This window comes from Saccharothrix obliqua (assembly GCF_019375475.1).
In the GTDB taxonomy this organism is placed as follows: Bacteria; Actinomycetota; Actinomycetes; order Mycobacteriales; family Pseudonocardiaceae; genus Actinosynnema; species Actinosynnema obliqua.
Genome location: NZ_JAHXGQ010000015.1, coordinates 100,311 through 118,508, shown reverse-complemented (window position 1 = coordinate 118,508; position 18,198 = coordinate 100,311). Strand labels below are relative to the sequence as shown.

Annotated in this window: 17 protein-coding genes; 11 read left to right on the top strand and 6 right to left on the bottom strand. The window is 73.6% G+C overall.

Annotated elements, in window-relative coordinates; genetic code table 11:
• Window positions 1–5: 5 nt before the first annotated feature.
• Window positions 6–1,091, top strand: coding sequence for a pyridoxal phosphate-dependent aminotransferase (locus KZQ38_RS32945; RefSeq protein ID WP_257902832.1), 1,086 nt, complete (start codon window positions 6–8; stop codon window positions 1,089–1,091).
• A gap of 4 nt (window positions 1,092–1,095) precedes the next feature.
• Here KZQ38_RS32945 and KZQ38_RS32940 read toward each other — a convergent pair whose 3' ends face one another.
• The 4 genes from KZQ38_RS32940 to KZQ38_RS32925 form a co-directional block, all read right to left on the bottom strand.
• Window positions 1,096–1,251 carry a hypothetical protein gene (locus KZQ38_RS32940; protein ID WP_219447917.1) on the bottom strand — a complete coding sequence of 52 codons (156 nt, stop codon included), beginning with the start codon at window positions 1,249–1,251 and terminating at the stop codon, window positions 1,096–1,098.
• Between the two features lie 48 nt (window positions 1,252–1,299).
• Window positions 1,300–1,644 carry a hypothetical protein gene (locus KZQ38_RS32935; protein ID WP_219447916.1) on the bottom strand — a complete coding sequence of 115 codons (345 nt, stop codon included), beginning with the start codon at window positions 1,642–1,644 and terminating at the stop codon, window positions 1,300–1,302.
• 159 nt (window positions 1,645–1,803) lie between these two features.
• Window positions 1,804–2,352: an EF-hand domain-containing protein gene (locus KZQ38_RS32930; protein ID WP_219447915.1), complete on the bottom strand. Its 549-nt coding sequence runs from the start codon at window positions 2,350–2,352 to the stop codon at window positions 1,804–1,806.
• A gap of 97 nt (window positions 2,353–2,449) precedes the next feature.
• Entirely contained in the window at window positions 2,450–3,610 is a 1,161-nt protein-coding gene (locus KZQ38_RS32925; RefSeq protein ID WP_219447914.1) for an ROK family transcriptional regulator, read from the bottom strand.
• 459 nt (window positions 3,611–4,069) lie between these two features.
• On the opposite strand from KZQ38_RS32925, the gene KZQ38_RS32920 reads away from it, so the two are divergent.
• The 9 genes from KZQ38_RS32920 to KZQ38_RS32880 all read left to right on the top strand — a co-directional run bounded on the left by KZQ38_RS32920 (window position 4,070) and on the right by KZQ38_RS32880 (window position 13,209).
• Window positions 4,070–4,984: a TauD/TfdA dioxygenase family protein gene (locus tag KZQ38_RS32920; RefSeq protein ID WP_308258707.1), complete on the top strand. Its 915-nt coding sequence runs from the start codon at window positions 4,070–4,072 to the stop codon at window positions 4,982–4,984.
• 52 nt (window positions 4,985–5,036) lie between these two features.
• Window positions 5,037–7,229, top strand: coding sequence for a hypothetical protein (locus KZQ38_RS32915; protein ID WP_219447913.1), 2,193 nt, complete (start codon window positions 5,037–5,039; stop codon window positions 7,227–7,229).
• 230 nt (window positions 7,230–7,459) lie between these two features.
• Entirely contained in the window at window positions 7,460–8,626 is a 1,167-nt protein-coding gene (locus KZQ38_RS32910) for a thiolase family protein (RefSeq protein ID WP_219447912.1), read from the top strand.
• Between the two features lie 55 nt (window positions 8,627–8,681).
• Window positions 8,682–10,253, top strand: a complete 1,572-nt coding sequence (locus tag KZQ38_RS32905; protein WP_219447911.1) for a PH domain-containing protein — start codon at window positions 8,682–8,684, stop codon at window positions 10,251–10,253.
• Window positions 10,254–10,381: 128 nt separating this feature from the next.
• Complete coding sequence (locus KZQ38_RS32900; protein ID WP_219447910.1) at window positions 10,382–10,834, top strand: YbaB/EbfC family nucleoid-associated protein; 453 nt, start codon at window positions 10,382–10,384, stop codon at window positions 10,832–10,834.
• A 3-nt stretch (window positions 10,835–10,837) separates the two neighbouring features.
• Window positions 10,838–11,158: a type VII secretion target gene (locus KZQ38_RS32895; RefSeq protein WP_219447909.1), complete on the top strand. Its 321-nt coding sequence runs from the start codon at window positions 10,838–10,840 to the stop codon at window positions 11,156–11,158.
• The gene (locus tag KZQ38_RS32890; protein ID WP_219447908.1) at window positions 11,155–11,856 is read left to right on the top strand and encodes a WXG100 family type VII secretion target; all 702 of its coding nucleotides are present in this window, start codon (window positions 11,155–11,157) and stop codon (window positions 11,854–11,856) included. The genes KZQ38_RS32895 and KZQ38_RS32890 overlap by 4 nt, the downstream gene beginning before the upstream one ends.
• Before the next feature lie 7 nt (window positions 11,857–11,863).
• Entirely contained in the window at window positions 11,864–12,610 is a 747-nt protein-coding gene (locus KZQ38_RS32885) for an EndoU domain-containing protein (protein ID WP_219447907.1), read from the top strand.
• A gap of 5 nt (window positions 12,611–12,615) precedes the next feature.
• Entirely contained in the window at window positions 12,616–13,209 is a 594-nt protein-coding gene (locus KZQ38_RS32880; RefSeq protein ID WP_219447906.1) for a hypothetical protein, read from the top strand.
• Window positions 13,210–13,255: 46 nt separating this feature from the next.
• Here the strand turns inward: KZQ38_RS32880 and KZQ38_RS32875 are convergent, their stop codons facing one another.
• The gene (locus KZQ38_RS32875) at window positions 13,256–16,420 is read right to left on the bottom strand and encodes a S8 family serine peptidase (protein ID WP_219447905.1); all 3,165 of its coding nucleotides are present in this window, start codon (window positions 16,418–16,420) and stop codon (window positions 13,256–13,258) included.
• A gap of 230 nt (window positions 16,421–16,650) precedes the next feature.
• Here KZQ38_RS32875 and KZQ38_RS32870 point away from each other — a divergent pair, with 230 nt between their 5' ends.
• Entirely contained in the window at window positions 16,651–17,781 is a 1,131-nt protein-coding gene (locus KZQ38_RS32870; protein ID WP_219447904.1) for a hypothetical protein, read from the top strand.
• A 50-nt stretch (window positions 17,782–17,831) separates the two neighbouring features.
• On the opposite strand, the gene KZQ38_RS32865 is transcribed toward KZQ38_RS32870, so the two are convergent.
• Window positions 17,832–18,179, bottom strand: a complete 348-nt coding sequence (locus KZQ38_RS32865; RefSeq protein WP_219447903.1) for a recombinase family protein — start codon at window positions 18,177–18,179, stop codon at window positions 17,832–17,834.
• Window positions 18,180–18,198: the final 19 nt, after the last annotated feature.

Below are 18,198 nucleotides of genomic sequence, written 5' to 3'. Positions count from 1 at the left end.
AGTCGATGTTCGTGCGGATACCGGCGCTGGCGGCGCGGCACGGCGCGGTCAACCTGGCGCAGGGCGTCTTCGACCACGGGCCGCCGGCGGAGCTGCGGTCCGCCCTGGCGACCGCGGCGGCTGATCCCTCGGTGCACCAGTACGTGCCGACCGCCGGGGTGCCCGCGCTGCGCGCGGCCGTCGCGTCCGGCGCGTCGCCGGACACCGAGGTGACCATCACGGCCGGTGCCACGGAAGCGTTGCACTGCACCATGTCCGCGCTGCTCGGGCCGGGCGACGAGGCGTTGGTGGTGGAGCCCGCCTACGAGCAGTACGCGCCCGCGATCAGGGCGGCCGGCGCGACGCCGGTGCCGGTGCGGCTCACGTCGCCGGACGGGTCGTTCGCCGGGTTGCTGGCGGGCGCGTGCACCGGGCGGACGCGGGTCGTGGTGGTGAACAGCCCGTGGAACCCGTTGGGGCGCGCGCTTTCCGACGACGAGTGGGCGGCGTTGGCCGACCTCGCGCAGCGGCGCGGGATCGTCGTGGTGTCCGACGAGACGTACGAGCACCTGGTGCCGCCGGGCACGCGGCACGTCGGCGTGCTGGAGCGCGTCGCCGACCCGGAGCTGCGGGTCAAGGTGTCGTCGGTGTCGAAGTCGTTGGCCGCCACCGGGTGGCGGATCGGGTGGGCGGTCGCGGGGCCGGGCCTGACCCGGCGCATCCGGGCCGTGCACCAGTACGTGACGTTCTGCCCGGCCGTGCCGCTCCAGTCCGCGGTGGCGTCGTTGATGGCGTCGCCCGGGTACGGCGACGTGGTCGCGTCGGTCGCCGCCGGGCTGCACGCGCGGGCGACGTGGTTCGCCGAGGCGCTGGCGGGGCTGGGGTTGGCGGCGAAGGTCGCGGACAGCCCGTTCTACCTGCTGGTGGACGTCGGCGAACGGGCCGACGCGTGGTGTGACCGGATGGTGCTCGACGGTGGCGTGGCGGCGTTGCCGCTGTCGGTGTTCTACTCGGCGGACGTGCCGTCGGCGGCGAACGTCGTGCGGTTCGCGGTGTGCAAGCGGCAGGAGACCCTGGCGGAGGCCGCCACCCGCTTGGCGGCCCGCCGCTGAGCCGTCAGCCCCCCTCTTCCGCGACCTGGTCGGCCTCGTCGGCCTCGGCCGACTCGGGGAACGGGTCGGGTGTGGTCTCCCGCAGGTCGCGCGCGATGGCTTCCGCCTCGTTGATCAACGCGCGGTTGCGCGCCAGCTCGCTCTCGTCCGGTTCGGTCATGCCGCACCTCCTCACCACCGGGTTGCCCACGCGGGAGGGGTGTAACCGTCAGCGGTGCGGCAGCGCGGGTGGCGGCCGGCCCCACCAGCGTGGTTTCGGGTCCACGAACGGCGCCAGGAACACCACCAGGAGCACGCCGGCCAACCCGACGATGGTCGTCGGCCACGCCCACGCGCCACGCGAGCCGAGCACCGACGCGCACGTGGCCTCCTCGGCGGCGGGCACGGCGGAGCGCACGCCGGTGACCACGCTGCCGCAGTCCACCTCACGCCCGCGGACGTCGGTGACGCCGACGGTGAGCAACAACCCGCACCCGCCGACGACCACGACGACGGCGAACAGGATTTCCAGCACGGTGTGCGTCACCGGTCCCACGCGTAACTTGCCGGCCATGGGTGCCATCTTGGCGTGCCCGGTGCGACCGTGTCCCCGGAACCGCGTCAGGAGCCGACCGGTCCGAGGAACTGGTTGCCCGGTGCGTCCGGGTCGGCCGAACCGGCGTCGAAGCCGACCGGTCCGGGGAGGCTGGTGTCCGAGCCCGCCGAACCGGCGTCAGAAGCCCACCGGTCCGAGGAGCTGGTTGCCCGGCGCGTCCGGGTCGGCGCTGAGGTAGAAGTCGGAGATGGCCTGGCGGAACTCGGCCCGGCTGATCGTGCCGCTGCCGTCCAGGTCCAGCCTGGTGAACGCGGCTTCCGAGTGCTCCCGGGAGACGCCGAGCCCCACGTACAGGCGCACGTACTCGTCGCGGCTGAGGACGCCGTCCCGGTTGGTGTCGAGGGCGTTGATCACCGCGTCGGCGATCGTCATGACGGCTTCCTGGAAGTGCTCGGGCGCGGTGACGTTGACCTGCATGACGGTGGTGAACTCACGTCGCGAGATCCGCCCGTCGCGGCTGGTGTCGCCGTGTTCCAGCAGCAGCCGCCACCACGCGTCGAACGCGCCGTGGATGGCCGCGACGGTGTCGTGGTCGCCCTCGCGGGCGACCCTGGCGAAGATCTCGGCCGTGGCCTGGAAGTCCTCCCGGGTGAGGCGGTCGTCCCGGTCCTGGTCGAACCAGTCGAAGAGGCGGCTGAACTTCTGGCTTGCCAGTGCAGTGGTCATGGTGAGGCCCCGGTTCGCAGGCGCGCCACTGGTCGGCGCGATACCGGCGACTGTACGAACGTCCGCGCCCCTCGACCTGCCGGTTCACCACTCCGGGTTAACGCCTCACCATGTCCAGGGGGTGTTCGAAGAGCCGGTTGAGCAGGCCGGTGCACGCGGCCGTCGCCTGCGGGGACGGTCCCAGGGCGGTCACCGAGACGATGTCCGCGCCCGGCAGGCGGGTGGTGTCGGCGAACGCGCGCAGCAGGTCCGGCAGGCGCTCGTCGGGGTCGGTGATGGCCTGGCCGCCGAGCACCACGCGGTCCGGGTTGAAGGCGTCGCGCAGCAGCGCCACGGCGCGGCCCAGCGCGGTGGCGCGGTCGGTGAGCAGCCGCCCGGCGACGGGGTCGCCCGCCCGCGCGGCGGCACGGACCAGCCGGATGTCCGGCTCGGCCACCACGCCCGCCCGCACCGCCCGCTCGGCCACCGCCCGGTCGGCGACCGCGGCCTCCAGGCAGCCCGTCGCACCGCACCGGCAGCGCGCGTCGCCCCCGACCGGCAGGTGCGCGATGCTGCCACCGCCGCCGGGGCCGCGGTGCAGCGCCCCGTCCACGGCCAAGGCGACGCCGACGACCTCGCGGGCGTAGAAGTACAGCAGGCTCGACACCCTCTCGCCGAACAGCAGCTCGGCGTTGGCCATCGCGGCGACGTGCCCGTCCAGGTGCACGGGTAACCCGGTGGCCCGGTGCAGCAGGTCCGCCGCCGGCACCCGCCGCCAACCCAGCCGCTCGTGGTCGAGCAGGCCGCGTGCCGAGTCCACCAGGCCGCCGCTGGCCAGGCCGATGCCGACCACCGCGCGTCGCGGCCACCTGCGCAGGAACGCCCGGACGCGGCTCGCGATGTGCGCGAGCGCGTCCTCCGCGCTGCCGCCGGGCGTCGGCACCTCCTCCGCGTCGAGCAGCGTGCCGCGCAGGTCGGACAGGCCGTAGGTGGTGGTGCTGACGCCGATGTGCACGCCGCACGCGGCGAACACCCGCTCGTCCAGGGCGATCGGCACGCGTGGCCGACCGATCGCGCCCGCCGGCGCGAGGTCCGGGTACTCGCGCAGCAGGCCGAGGTCCGTCAACGCCGCCACCTGCCTGCTGACCGTGGGCATACTGAGCCCGGTGTGCTCACCGATGGCCGCGCGGGACAGGGGTCCTTCGCGGCGGACCACCGCGAGCACGGCGGCGGCGTTGGCGGCGCGCACGCCGGTGCGGGCACGGGGGGACTCGGGCACGTCGGGCACCTCTCGCGGTAGGGACCGGGTTTTGTGCGGTGGGCAAGGAAGTCGGGGTGGGCCGGAAGTCAGGTGTGCGAGGCGCGGGCGCGGCGCTCGGGTGCGCGGGGCGCGGCGCGCAGCCGGCGGCAGCGGTCCCCGCGGCGGCGGACAGCACCCCGCGCGATCGGCTGCGTCCGCCACGGCATCGCGTCGCCGAGACGGCGGGCACCGAGACGGCGGACACCGCGCGCGGCGGCGACAGCGGTCCGCCACGTGAACCGGAGTGGCGGCGCGGCGCGCGGCGGCGACGGCGGTGCACAGGCGAAGGCTGCGTGTGTCCATTTGGGAAGTCAACGATGTCCGGGATGTGGAACACCGGCCACCACTTGCTTTCAGTGCTTGGCGGAACCTTGTCGGCCCGGCGCGGTCGTTCGTAGCGTCGAGGCGCCCGCCCCCTCCGTCGACCGGGAGGACACCGTGAGCTTGGCTGTGGGAAGCACGTCCGTCGTACGGCTCGGTTCCTCGATCGGCGCGCGGATCGACGGCGTGCGGCTCGGTGGCGACCTCGACGCCGCGACCGTCGCCGAGATCCGCGCGGCGCTGCTGGCGCACAAGGTCGTCTTCCTCCGCGACCAGCGGCACCTGGACGACGCGGGCCAGCTCGCGTTCGCCGGGCTGCTGGGCACACCGACCCTCGCGCACCCGACCGTGCGCGGCCGGGAGAACGCCAACGTCCTGCCCATCGACTCCGACCACGGCCGGGCCAACAGCTGGCACACCGACGTCACGTTCGTGGACCGCGTGCCGGCGATCAGCGTCCTGCGAGCCGTGCGCCTGCCGCCGTACGGGGGCGACACGACGTGGGCGAACACCGCGACCGCCTACGAAACGCTGCCGCCGTCGTTGAAGGCGTTGGCCGACAACCTGTGGGCCGTCCACACCAACGCCTACGACTACGCGGCCAACGCGGACGAGGTGCGCACCGGCGGTGTGGACGTGAAAGTCGAGGAGTACCGCCGGGAATTCGTCTCCGACCTGTACGAGACGGAGCACCCGGTCGTCCGCGTGCACCCGGAGACCGGTGAGCGCGCGTTGCTGCTGGGCCAGTTCGTGAAGCGGTTGGTGGGCTTGACGTCCGCCGAGTCGCAGGTGCTGTTCCAGTTGTTGCAGCAACGGATCACGCGGTTGGAGCACACCGTGCGCTGGCACTGGCAGGACGGCGACGTGGCCATCTGGGACAACCGGGCCACCCAGCACTACGCGATCGCCGACTACGACGACCGGCCGCGGCGGCTGCACCGGGTCACGGTCGCGGGCGACGTCCCGGTGGCCGTCGACGGCACGCGCAGCGTTGTCCGACGGGGGGACGCTTCGCGCTACTCCGCGTTGTGAGCCGGTGCCCCGGTGTACTGTTCGGCCGTCGCACTCCGGGGGGAGATCGTCGGTGGACCAGGTCGAGCACGATTTGTGGGTGTCGTTCCGCGAAGCGCAGGTGATGGAGCACACCGACGCGCGCACGGCGTTGCTCGAAGAGGTGGTGTTCCGGGCGGACATCGGGGACGTGCGGCGGGCGACGTTCCTGTCCCGCCGGCTGCTCGCCGACGCCTACCGGCTGGACGGGCGCTGGGACGAGGTGTTCCGGCTGTTCCGCGAGTGCCTGGCCGAGTACGACCACCGGCCGGAGCGGTTCGAGCGGGACGACGAGGCCGCGTTGCTGGTCTGGTACGCGTGGCTGGTCGCGTGCATGGTGGACTTCCCGGACATGTCGCTGGCCGAGATCACGGCCGCGCTGGACGACGTGGAGCGCCGGTTCCGCGCGGCCGGGCTCGGTTTGCACGAGGTGCACGCGGCGCGGCGCGAGGTGGCCGCGCACGTCGGTGACTGGGAAACCGCCGAGCACGCTTACCAGCGGTGGGTGGCGACGGCCGACGTGACCGACGACGACCGTTGGCTGGTCCTGACCGCGGTGGAGCAGTTGCTGGCCCGGGGTGACGCGGCGCGGGCTTGTGAACTGGCGCGGCCGGTGCTGGAGGACCCGTCCGCGGTCGACCCGGTGGTGGTGCGGGCACGCAGCCTGGTGCTGCTGCCCACCGCGCGGGCGGGCGACCTGGCGCAGGCGGCCGTGCTGTACCGGCGGTTGCTGCGCGGCATGGCGGGCGAGTTCCACTCGTTGGAGGACCACGGGCGGATCGTGGAGTTCTGCGCGCTCACCGGCAACGAGGACGCGGGCGTGGACTGGCTCGGTCCGATGACGGGTTTCGAGCAGCGGCGGCGGCCGTTCGCGACGATGGACTTCGCGACGTCGGTCGCGGTGCTGGCCGGGCGGCTGGTGGCGATCGGGCGCGGCGAGACGGAACTGGACCTGGGCGACGACCCGAACTCGGCGGCGTTCGGGGTGCTGGCGGAGCGGATGCGCGGGTTGGCGTTGGACCTCGCCGACCGGTTCGACCGCCGCAACGGCACGTCCACGCAGGGCGACCGGGTCCGCGCGCGGCTGGCGGCGCGCCCCCTGGCCGACCACGTGCGGCTGTCGCCGACCAACCGCCGCCCGCTGCCGACGCGGCCACCGGCCGGGCTGACCACGTCGGCCATGCTGGACCGCGCCGAGTGGCACGACCTGCGGTGCGAGCCGGACGAGGCGCGGGCGTGCCTGGCCGTGCCGGACGACCTGCCGGAGCCGCTGGCGGCGCGCCTCGCGGAGCTGCGGGCGAAGTTCTTCCAGGACGAGGAGACCGAGGCGCGGTTGCGGTGGGCGGCCGAGGTGCACCACGCGCACGGCGACCTGCGGCGGTGGCACCTCAACCACGCCTGGCTGGGGCTGCTGGTGGTGCACCTCGGCCGGGCCGCCGAGGGGTTGGCGCTGACCTCCGACGCGGTGGCCGGGCTGCGGGTGCTGGGCGACGACACCGACTGCGCGTGGGGCGAGCACTGGCTCGTCCACGTGCTCGCCGGGTTGGGCCGGATGACCGAGGCCGACGAGGCGTTGCGGCGCGGGTTGCGGCACGCCGGTGACGACCTGCTGGCACGCGGCTCGTTGCTCCTGCTGGAGGCGACGTTGTTCCCGGAGCGGGTCGGCGCGGCGCGGGCGGCGTTGGAGGCGTTCGTCGCGGGTGACGTGCCGGAGAAGGCGTTGGAGGCGTTGGCGCTGCTGGAGAACGCGGGCCGGTGGCAGGACCTGGTCGACCCGCTGCCGGACTGGGTGGTGGAGCGGGGCGACCGGTTGGCGGGCCGGTTGCGGTACCTGCGAGCGGTGACGTTGATCGAGGCCGGGCGGACGGCCGACGCCGTGGAGGACCTGAACGAGGCGATCGGGCAGGCGTCCCTGCGCCCGCCCGGCGCGACGGTGGAGCAGTGGTTCCAGCTGGCGCACGCCAACCACGCCGCCGGGTTGCACGAGGACGCCGTGGACGCGGGGCTGCGTGCGGCGAACTGGCTGGACCACCTGCGGGACACCGAGGACGCGAGCTGGGCGGAGTGGGCCGACCGCGCCCGGTACGTGGTGGCGGAGAGCTACCGGCTGCTCGGGGACGACCGCGCGGCCCTGCGCGAGTACCGCCGCCTGTCCGACGGCGACGGCCCCCTCGCGGCAGCGGCCTTCGTCGCCGGCAGCAGATTGTTGGAGACCGCCGAGGGCTGAGCGGGGGGCGGACACCGCGTGCCGCGCTCGACGGGTGCCGCGCTCGACGGGCGTCGCGGGCGTGCCGGGCGTCGGACCGAACGCCGCGCCGCGTGTTGAACCGAGCGCCGGGCCGCCCGCGTGCCGGGCGGGTGCGGCGCCCGGTGGCGCGCCGACCTGGCCACAAGTGGGTTGTGAAATCCAACTTAGCAGGTGTAGACCTTGGCGACGTCGAGTCTTCTGGAGGAGCCATGAGGGACGTCGTCATCGTGGACGCGGTGCGCACCCCGATCGGCCGGGGCAAACCGGGCGGCGGGCTGTCCGGGGTGCACCCGGTCGACCTGCACGCGCACGCCATCCGCGCGCTCGTCGAGCGGACCGGGGTGGACCCCGGAGTGGTGGACGACGTGATCGGGGGTGCGGTCGGCCAGGTCGGCGAGCAGAGTTCCAACACCACCCGGTGGGCGGCGCTCGCGGCCGGCTTGCCCGAGTCGGTGCCGGCGGTGACCGTGGACCGGCAGTGCGGCAGCAGCCAGCAGGCCGTGCACTTCGCCGCCCAGGGGGTGCGGTCCGGCGAGTACGACGTGGTGATCGCCTCGGGCGTGGAGTCGATGAGCCGCGTCCCGATCGGCAGCCAGGCCGCGGGCCGCGACTTCCTCGGCGAGGGCGTCGCGCGCCGCTACCCGGACGGCCTCGTCCCGCAGGGCATCAGCGCCGAACTCATCGCCCACCGGTGGGACCTGTCCCGCGCGCGCCTGGACGAGTTCGCCGCCGAGAGCCACCGCCGCGCCGCGACCGCCTGGTCCGAGGGCCGCTTCACCGGCGAGGTCAGCCCGCTGCCCGACCTGGCACGGGACGAGTCGATCCGCCCGGACACCACACCGGAGGTCCTCGCCGGCCTGCGCCCGGCGTTCCGCGCCGAGCACTGGGAACGACGCTTCCCCGAACTGGACTGGCGCGTCACGGCGGGCAACTCGTCACCGGTCAACGACGGCGCGGCAGCCGTCCTGATCACGTCGGCGGAGGCCGCCGCGCGCCTCGGCCTGCGGCCCCGCGCGCGGCTGCACTCGTTCGCCGTCGTCGGTGACGACCCGCTGCTCATGCTCACCGGCATCATCCCCGCCACCCGCAAGGTGCTCGACCGCGCCGGACTGTCCATATCGGACATATCGGCGTTCGAGGTGAACGAGGCGTTCGCGAGCGTCGTCCTGGCGTGGCTCGCGGCGACCGGCGCGGACCCGGCGCTGGTCAACGCGCACGGCGGCGCGACCGCCCTCGGTCACCCCCTCGGCGCGAGCGGCGCGCGGTTGCTCACCACCCTGCTCTCCGTGCTGGAGCACGGCGGCGGCCGGTACGGGCTCCAGACCATGTGCGAGGCGGGCGGCCTGGCCAACGCGACCGTCGTGGAACGCCTCTGAGCACACGCGGGGGCTGGTGGACGGCGGCGGTGCGGCGTGCCTCAGGATTTCCGGTATGAGCCATCCGTTCACCGCCGGGGACCTCCGCCGCTGGGAGGCGCACACCGTACCGGCGTGGGTCTACAAGGGCGTGTTGCTCGCCGGGTGGGCCTTCGCCTTCGGCTACGCCGTCACCAGGCCGACGACGTGCACGCCCGCCGCACCCTGCGAACCCGACCCGTGGCTGGCGGTGTTCACGGCGGCGTTGCTCGCGACGCCCGTGCTGTTGTGGCGGGAACCCGGTCTCGGGTGCGCGGTGGGCGCGGTGTTCGGGTTGGCGGAGGTGTTGTTCGAGGCGGACGAGGGCATCCGGCTCGCGTTCGGGCTGCACGGCCTGGCATGCGCGCTGGTGGCGCTGTGGCTGGTGGAGGCCCGCCGGGCGCAGCACCGGGTGTTCGGTGAGATCGGCACGCCGACCGTGGTGCCGCGTGAGCCGCCGGTGCGGTTCACCGGGCGGACCGCCGTCGCCGCGCTGATGCTGCTGGTCGGTCTGGTGGCGATGGTGAAGTACGTGGTCGACGCGGGCGAGCTGGCCACGCACGCGGCCGTCGCGACGCAGGTCGACGGCACCGTCACGAAGGTCGGCGAGATGGACGTGGCGGTGCGGCTGCCGTCCGGGCGGGAGCAGGTGTTCCAGGTCATCGCGCCCGCCTCGTACGCGGTCGGCTCGGACGTGCCGCTGCTGGTGGACGGCGACTGGGCGGAACTGGTCGCCGAGCCGCGCGACGTGACGTTCCCGCTGACCGCGATGACCGCGTCCCTGGGCATGGCGGTGTTCCTGCGGTTGCGGGACGTGGCGGGCCGGCGGGCGTGGCAGCGGGTGCTCGCCGGGCCGGCACCCGCGGTCGAGGTGCTGGTGCGGGCCGACGCGCGTGGCCGGGCCGTGCTGCACACCGCCGACGGCAGGCCGTTCGCGTCCATCCCGGTGTCGCCGCCGCCGGAGGACGACCGGGTGCTGGCGGTCGGCGACCTGAGCCACGGCGGCTGGGTGGTGTTGTCCACCGCGGACCGCGTGCTGCTGCCGAACCGGCCGTTGCGCCCGCACCACCGGGACGTGCCCAGGCCGGACGAGCCGGGCGAGGAGCTGCTGGGCGTGGCCCTAGAGGTGCCGCCGCTGCCGTACCCGGTGCAGCCGCACCGCCGGGACGTCGTCGCGAGCCGTTGGCTGTTCGCGGCGGCCGTGCTGCTCACCGCGGGCGCGACCGCCGTGGACGGTCCCGTCGTGCTGACCGCGTTGTGGACGGCGGGCACGTGCGCCCTGGCGGGGTGGGTGCGGGGGCGGCCGTCGGCGGTGTTCCACGCCGACCACGTGGCCCTCCGGTCGTGGCTGCGCAACTACCGGGTGCCGTGGGCGGCGGTCACGTCCATCCGCCGCGACGGCCAGCGCCTCGTGCTGGAACTGGACGACGGCTCCCGCTTCACCCTCGCGCCCGCCCGCAGGCCGGTGACCGAGCTGGGCGCCATCGCCCGCCGCCTGCACGACCTCGCGCCCGCCGGTGACGACGCCGTCACGTCGCGGATCGGCGGAGCGCTGCCGGTGCTGCTGTGGTTCGCCGCCGTCGCCGGCGCGGTGCTGCTGTTGACTTAGGACCTGTCCGGCGGGTCATCGGAGCCGGAGGATGACGGCGGGGTGACGGATTCGGCCCTGCACGGCTCATTCGCTCTTTACACTTGCCTCCTGCTCCCAGGCAGGGTGCCGCGGCGCGGAGGAGGAACGTGGACGGGAACATTCTCGACCCCGACGGCGCACGCGAGCGCCTGGCGGCGTGGAAGGGCCGGATCGACAAGTTGGCCTCGGACACCAGCGCCATGGGCGAACGCCTTCAGGCGATTCGCGTCACGGTCGGCGATCCGAGTGGGTTGGTCGAGGTCACCGTCGACTCGACGGGCTCACTGGTCGATTTGCGGTTGAGCGAGCGGATGCAGCGATCAGCCCCCGACCTCGTCTCGCGGACGATCATGGCCACTCTCCGCGACGCCAAAGCCAAGGTTGCCGATCAGTCCCAGGAGATCATCGCGGAGACGGTCGGCGCCGAGTCCGCCGTCGGACGGGCGATCACGGACAACGTCGGACGGCACCTGCGTGGCGCTCCTGCCCCGGAACGCCGGGCCGCGTCCATGGATGACGACGAGGGCTTCGACGCGCGCTCCTACCTCAGGGAAAAGTAAGCGATGGGTGACGGGTACGACGTCAGTGTCGAGCAGTTGCGCACTCACGCGAGCAATGTGGCAGCGATCGAGGCGCGGTTCGCCGCGGTGAAGGCCGCCAGTGCGCACATCGCGCAGGACGACCAGGCGTACGGCCTGCTGTGCGGCTGGATCTCCGGTGTGCTGGAAGGTCGTCACACGAAGCAGGACGAACTGATCGCCTCCGTGGAAGAGAACCTGTCGCTCGTCGGTGAGGCTCTGCGCGCCAGTGCGGATGAGTACGAGGCCATAGAGGAAGCGAACACGCAGCTGATGAACTCGGCGGACGGCGAGGGGACGCGGTGACGGACGAGTCGCTGATCGCACCGGTGCAATCGTCCCGGGAGGTGTGGACCGGATCGGGGCTGGCGGACGGCATCGAAGGACTGGTGGACGCGATCAGGAGCGAGGGGTGGGTCGACGACGCCCTCGCCGGTGCTGCTCTCGGGGTCGAGGTCGCCGCCTCCGTCATGGATCCGATCAGCGCCCTGCTGGCCAACGGGCTGGGTTGGGCCATGGAGTATTTCGAGCCGCTGCGGGAAGTGCTCGACGATCTGACCGGCAAGCCCGACGTGGTCCGCTCGCACGCCGAAACCTGGAACAACATGGCCGTCGAACTGGAGTCGATGTCCACCGACCTCGGTTCGCACCTCGCCAACGACCTGTCCAACTGGCGCGGAGAAGCCGCCGACGCCTATCGCGCGCTGATGGCCAACAACGTCGACGCACTCGGCGGCTTGGCCGCTGTCTCCGCGGCCCTGGCGGCGGCCACGGAGGGCGCCGGTGGCCTGGTGGAGCTGACCCGGGAGATCGTCCGCGACCTGATCGCCGACCTGGTCGCGCGAGTGATCGTGTGGGCGGTCGAGGCGATCTTCGTGGTGACGATCCCGGTGATCGCCACGCAGATCGCCGCGGCCGTGGTCAAGTGGGCGGGACGCATCCTGGTCTACACCACAGCGCTGATCACCAGCATCACCAACCTCACCAAGCTGCTGAACGGCTAGGGCTGTCATGGCGAAACCCAAGAACCCGGGAGGGAACTCTCCCGGCAAGCCCTCGCAGACCCACGGCAACATCAATGCGGGCAACGGCGTCACCAGCGCGCAGGCGGCCACCGCCCAGGCCGCGCAACAGGGCAAACCCGGTGGTGGGGCCGGTGGGCCGACCACCAAACCCGGCAGCACGGGCAAGCCGGCACCTCCGACCAAGCCCATCCAGCCGCCGACGGCGAACGACATCCGGCACAGCGACGCATCGCGGGAGCACATCGTCCACGGTGACGGTGGCAGGCAGGGCGGCCACCTGGCGGGTACCGGCTTCTCGAAGAAGACCGAGTTCCCGAAGGATTGGGACGAGGCGAAGATCCTCGACTCGGCGTACCAGGCCACGCAGCAGGGACCACCCGCGAAGGGGCCATACCTGACCAAGGACGCCGACGGCAACCCGGCGTGGGCCTACGACTACAAGGGCACGGTCGACGGCATCGAGGTCAAGACGACCGTGCTGGCCAACGGCGAGATCCGCACCGCCTACCCGCCCAACAGCGCCGACCCCGGCGTGATCACCAACCCGGCGGCGCCGAACCCCGCCCCGCCAGGAGTCCCGATGGGCAACCCGCCCCGCTACAGCAACCCGGACGCGGGTGGCGACGGCAGTTGGACGTGGGAGGGACCGAAGGGCGACAAGATCATCAGAGTCGTGCAGGACGCGCAGGGTAAGGTCACCACAACCGTGCTCGGCGAATACAAGAAGAAGTGAGCGCCATGGATACGAAGCTCTACGCGGCGGTCACGGATGTGTGTGCGCGACTTGCCGGCCGGCTCTCCGACGACACCCTGGGCACCGCACGGGAGCACTTCGCCGCAGGCGAGTGGGACCTGGCCGAGTCGACGCTCCTGCTCAACCTGGCCTACGAAGGCGTGGGTGTCACCGTCGAGGAACGCGACCTGATCCGTTCCTTCCTCAGCGACCCGGACAACCCGGACCTGGCCGACGTGCCGGTCGTCGACGAGGTGCCGCCGCTGCGCTACCGCTTCAGCCCGACCGGTCCGGCCGGCGCGCCCGACCCGAGTCGGGCCGACATCCTGCTGTCGGCGGACGCGCCCCGCCACGGAGGACGTCGGCTGCGCTGCGCCTGGCGGGAGGCCGCCGAAGGCGCTCCTGACGGGTCGACCTGGGTGTACGTGCTCCAGGTCAGCGACGGCACGGACGTGCTGAAGGCGTACTCGGGGCTCGCTTCGCGGTTGTGGTTGGTGCTCAAGGAGAAGTACGGGCTGGAGGTCGTGGTCGAAGGCAGGGCGGTGCCGCCCTACCAGGCCGCCGCGCTCACCCCGGCACGGCAGGTCTGGGCTGCCTGACCCCGGAACACCTGCCGCCGCCTTGCCCGGGAGCGAGCTGGACCACTCACCTGAGCCCGTACGCGCGGATCACGGTCTGGGTGACGGTGTTGCCCTCCTGGTCGCGGCCCGATGCTCGCAGTGACACGTGCTTCGCGTCCGCCGGGTGCACCACCGCCGCGACCCACCGGGTGCCGACCTTCGCCAACGGCACCGGCCGCCAGTGGCCGCCGTCGTCGTAGGACACCTGCACGGTCAGCCGCACGTCGCCGGGGTCCGCCCCGCCGTTGCGCTGCACGTACACCGGGAACACGAACGGTTTCCCGGCGGCGGCGCGGTTGTGGTCGTCCAGGGTCGGCGCGAACCGCACGGCCGTCAGCGGCAGCGAAGTGGGGCCGGCCGTGGTGTCGGACGTGAACTCCCACGTGCCGGTGACCCGCGTCGACAGGCCCGACTCGCGTTCCGCCTCCGCGCCGAGGCGGAACGCGGCACGGCCCGCCGGGACGCTCGTGCGCACCGAACCCGCACCGGGCGTCTCCGCCACCAGCACGCCGTCGCGGTGCAACGTGGTCCGCGCCGCCGTGGTCCGGGCGAATCCGTAGTGGTTCGCGTCCTGGTCGGTGAACAGCGGCAGCGAGACGCGCACCTCGTCGCCGGACCGCGCCGCCCACTCGTCGGGCCGCCCGGTGTCCGGGAACGCCGGCCCGAACACCGCCGCGTTCCACCTCTCGGCCACCGGCCTGCCCGCCCGGTAGCGGACCGGTCCGGCGGTCTGCTGGAACGACAGCGGCGGGTGGGCGTCGGGGCGCGGCATTTCGAGGAACGCGCCGTACCAGTCCACGTCCGGCGTGTTGCGGGTGGTGACGCGCAGCGGCAGCGGGCCGCCCGCGAGGGAGTCCAGGAAGCCGGTCTGGCCGGGGCCGGCCGCGGCGACGGTGGTGTGCGCCACCACCAGGTCGCGGTCGGCGAACCGGTAGCCGAGGTCGGCCGGGATGCCGCCGGCCGCGGCGCGGGAGACCCGGTAGAGGTAGGGGCTCACGGCGCCGTCCGCCGCCAGGCGTGCCTGCACCGTCCACGACGACCGGCCCGGGAAGGACGTCTTCGACGGCGCGTAGCGGATTCCGTCGAAATCACCGGCGATCACGCCGAACCCGGTGTCCCCGTGGTCGGTGCGCACGAGCAGCGACACCGACGACGACCCGACCCGCGCGTCCGGCTCGCCCACGGCCACCGACACCGGGTTGCCCGCCCGCGCGTCGAAGACCAGTTCGGTCGGCCCGTCCACGGTGATCCGCGGCTCCCCGAAGTACGTGGTCTGGCGCGTCGACGCGAGTCCCACGGTGGCGTCGAAGTAGTACGCGTCCTTCGGCAGCCGGGCCACCACGACGCCGGACGGGTCGTGGTCCACGTACGCCTGCCGCCGGGTGGTGCTGACGAACCGGTAGAAGAAGTCCGGCGTCAACGCCCCGTCGTGGTCGAGGAAGCTCAGCTTCACGTCGTAGCTCTCGACCTCCTTGTCCACGCCGATCGGCGTCCGCACGGCGGTGTCGCCGCCGGTGGCGACCAGCTCACCGCCGTAGAGGCCGTCCGGTCCGTCCAGGGCGGTCCGCACGGTCACCGCCACGGAGGCGGACGCACCAGGCGCGATGGTGACCTCGGCGGGCGTCACGGTGACCATGCCCGCCGGTGCGGGCCGTCCCGCCGGGTCCTCCACGACGTGCTCGACGCGCAACGTCACCGGTGCCGTGCCGTCGTTGCGGTACACCACTTCCCGCTCGATCGGCGCGTCGTCCCGGTGCGGCCAGGCGGCCGTGCCGAGGCTGAGCGACGCGGGTGACGCGGACACCGCCTGCCGCACCGCGCGGGCCACGTCGACCCGGCCCGCGCCCTGCTCGTACACCGTCCGGTCCGGGTTCGGCGTGGCGCTGTTCAGCAGGGCCGACTTGAGCCGGGGCGCGGTCCAGTCCGGGTGCCGGGCGGCGAGGACCGCCGCCGCGCCCGCGACGTGCGGGGTGGCCATCGACGTGCCGGACAACGCGACGTGCCCGGCGTCCACGGGGTCGCCGATGCGACCGTTCGCCGCCTTCGCCGCGACGATGCCGACGCCGGGCGCGGTGATGTCCGGTTTGATCGCGTGGTCCTGCCAACGCGGACCGCGGGAGGAGAACCCGGCGAGCCGGTCCTCGCGGTCGACCGCGCCCACGGTGAGCGCCGCGTCGGCCGCCGCGGGGCTGCCGACGACCCCCTCCGGCCCGGTGTTGCCCGCCGCGACGACGAACAACGCGCCGGTCTCGGCGCTGATCCGGTTGAGCGACCGGGACATCGGGTCGTCGCCGTCGGACGGCCACGAGCTGCCCAGGCTCAGGTTGACCACGTCGGCACGGGCGGCGGCCCACTCCATGCCCGCCACGACGTCCGACTCCCGCCCGCCGCCGGAGTCGCCGAGCACCTTGCCGACCAGCAGCGAGCTGTCCGGCGCGACGCCCTGGTAGCGACCGGCACCGGTGATCGTCGCGGCGACGTGCGTGCCGTGGCCGACCCGGTCGTCGGTGCCGCCGCTGCCGCTGAAGTCCTTCGCCTCCAGCACGGCACCGGCGAGGTCCGGGTGGGTGGCGTCGATCCCGGTGTCCAGCACGGCCACCACCGCGCCGCGACCGGTGTGCCCGGCACGCCACGCCTCGGGCGCGCCGACCTGCGGGACGCTGCGGTCCAGCGCCGCGCGCACCGGGCCGTCCAGCCACACCCCCGTGACGTCGGCGGCCCGCGTCGCGGACCAGAAACCGGTGTCCTTCGGCACCTCCACCGCGTGACCGCCGAGGCTCGGCAGCTCGCGCCCGCCGGCCGCGAGCGGTGCCGCGCCCGGCACGACGATCAGCGGTGTGGTGGCCGTGGACCGGTCGTCGTAACCGGCCCGGAGCAGGCCGGTCACGTCGAACAGCCGCTCGTCCAGCCGCCCGTCGCGCACCGCGCCCGCCGCGTCCGACGGCACCACGTGCAGGTCGCCGCGCTCGTCCCGGTGCTGGCGGAACACCACGTCCGCCCGGCCCTCCCCCGGCCGGACCTCCGCCCTGCCGTCCCGCACGGTGACCTGGTCGCCGGTCACCAGGGTGACCGTGCCGCGTGGTCCGGGCGCGGGCACGTCCGGTTCGCGCACCGCGTTCGCCGGCGGGCCGGCGGTCACCGCGGTGGCGAGCAGCCCCGCGACCAGGAGCGCTGTGCTGCTTCGGCTCATCATCCCCCCACGGGTCGCCGTGACGCCGCCTCACCGGCCGCCACTCCCCCTCGGTAACCAGATAACCGCACTCCGTGATCAGCGGCCTGCGGTTTACCGAACCGCTCCGCCGTGCCGATGATTGGTCCAGACCACGACAACGGGTCATTCCGCTGACCGGCGGACACCGATTCCACGCGGACGTGGATAACGTCCGGAGCGCGCCGCCCACCACCGCATCGGAGCGACCCATGGCCAGATTGCGCCTCCTCCTGCTCGCCGCCGCCCTACCGGTCGTGTTCGCCGCGCCCGCCGAAGCCGCCGGCGGCGCCCGCGTCACCACCACCGAACTGCCCGCCCTGGCGGGCCAGACCGCCCGCGTCGTCGCCGTCAACGACCACGGCCAGATCGCCGGCACCAGTTCCGGCGGCGGCCTGGAGCAACGCGCCGTGCTCTGGGAGCACGGCGGGACCACCGACCTCGGCCGCGGTTCCGCCACCGACCTCAACGCACGCGGGCAGGTGCTCGGCCTGGAGTTCCTCAGCGGCGGCGGTGGCACCTACCGGCAGCACCCGCGGATCTGGTTCGGTGGCACCACGACCGACATCACGCCCGCCGGCGCGGGCTACGTCGGTGCCAACGCGATCAACGCCAACGGCGACGTGCCGATGACCTACTCCCGCTCCCCGTACGGCTACCACCAGGAAGCCGCCGCGGTGTGGCGCGACGGCGGCCACGCGGGCCTCGTGCAGAGCGGTCCGCACCTGAGCATCGGCGTCATCACCGACAACGGTCTGGTGGCGGGCAGCTACATGGCGATGTTCAGCGACGACAAGTACGCGTTCCGCTGCACGGGGACCTCGTGCTCCCGACTGCCCGGCGCGCCCGGCACCGGGTCGTACTCGGTGGTCGCCGCCAACGAGGCGGGCGTCGTCGTCGGCAACCGCGACAACCAGCCCCTGCGGTGGGAGGGCGAGACCGTGACGGTGCTGCCCGGCGGTCCCGGCGCGGTCGCCTCGTCCAAGCAGGCCGTCAACGAACGCGGTGACGTGGTCGGCTGGACGCAGAACGCGGCCGGCGCGCGGCAGGCCACCGTGTGGCGTGGCGGCAAGCAGGCCGTGCTGAACGTGCCCGCGCCTTCGGAGGCGTTGGCGGTCAACGACTCCGGCGACGTCGTCGGGTACAGCTCGGCGTCCGGTCAGCAGCGCGCGTTCCTGTGGCGGCAGGGCCGGGTCGTCGACCTCGGCACGCTGGGCGGCGCGTCGAGCGTCGCCGTCGGGCTGAACAACAACGGCACGGTCATCGGCCAGGCCGCCGCGGCGGACGGCACGACCCGCGCCGTCAAGTGGCAGGTCCGGGTTCGCCACCACGGGCACCGCTGACCTCGCCGGCGGGTCGACCGCACCGCCCGTTCACGGCGCGGGCGGTGCGGTCAGCCCGCGTCCCGTGCGGTCACGACCCGGCACCCGGACAACCCCACCCGCTCCACCAGCGACCGCGACTCCCGCGGGTCGCCGGACAGGTGCCACAGGCTGGGCACCACCACCGCGTGCGGCCGGAGCTGCCGCACGACGTCGAGCAACGCGCGCAGGCCGGGGCGCGTCGCCGCGGGCTGACCCACCCGGACGTCGACGAACACGCCGCCGAGCAGCAGCCCGTGCCGCCGGGCGTGGTCACGCACCTCCGACCGGTACGCGTCCAGCCCCACCCGCACGCCTTCGCCGACGCGCACGTAGCCGTAGACCAGTTCCCCCGCGCTCACGACGGGTGTCAACGGCACCGCCCCCTCACCCCGTCCG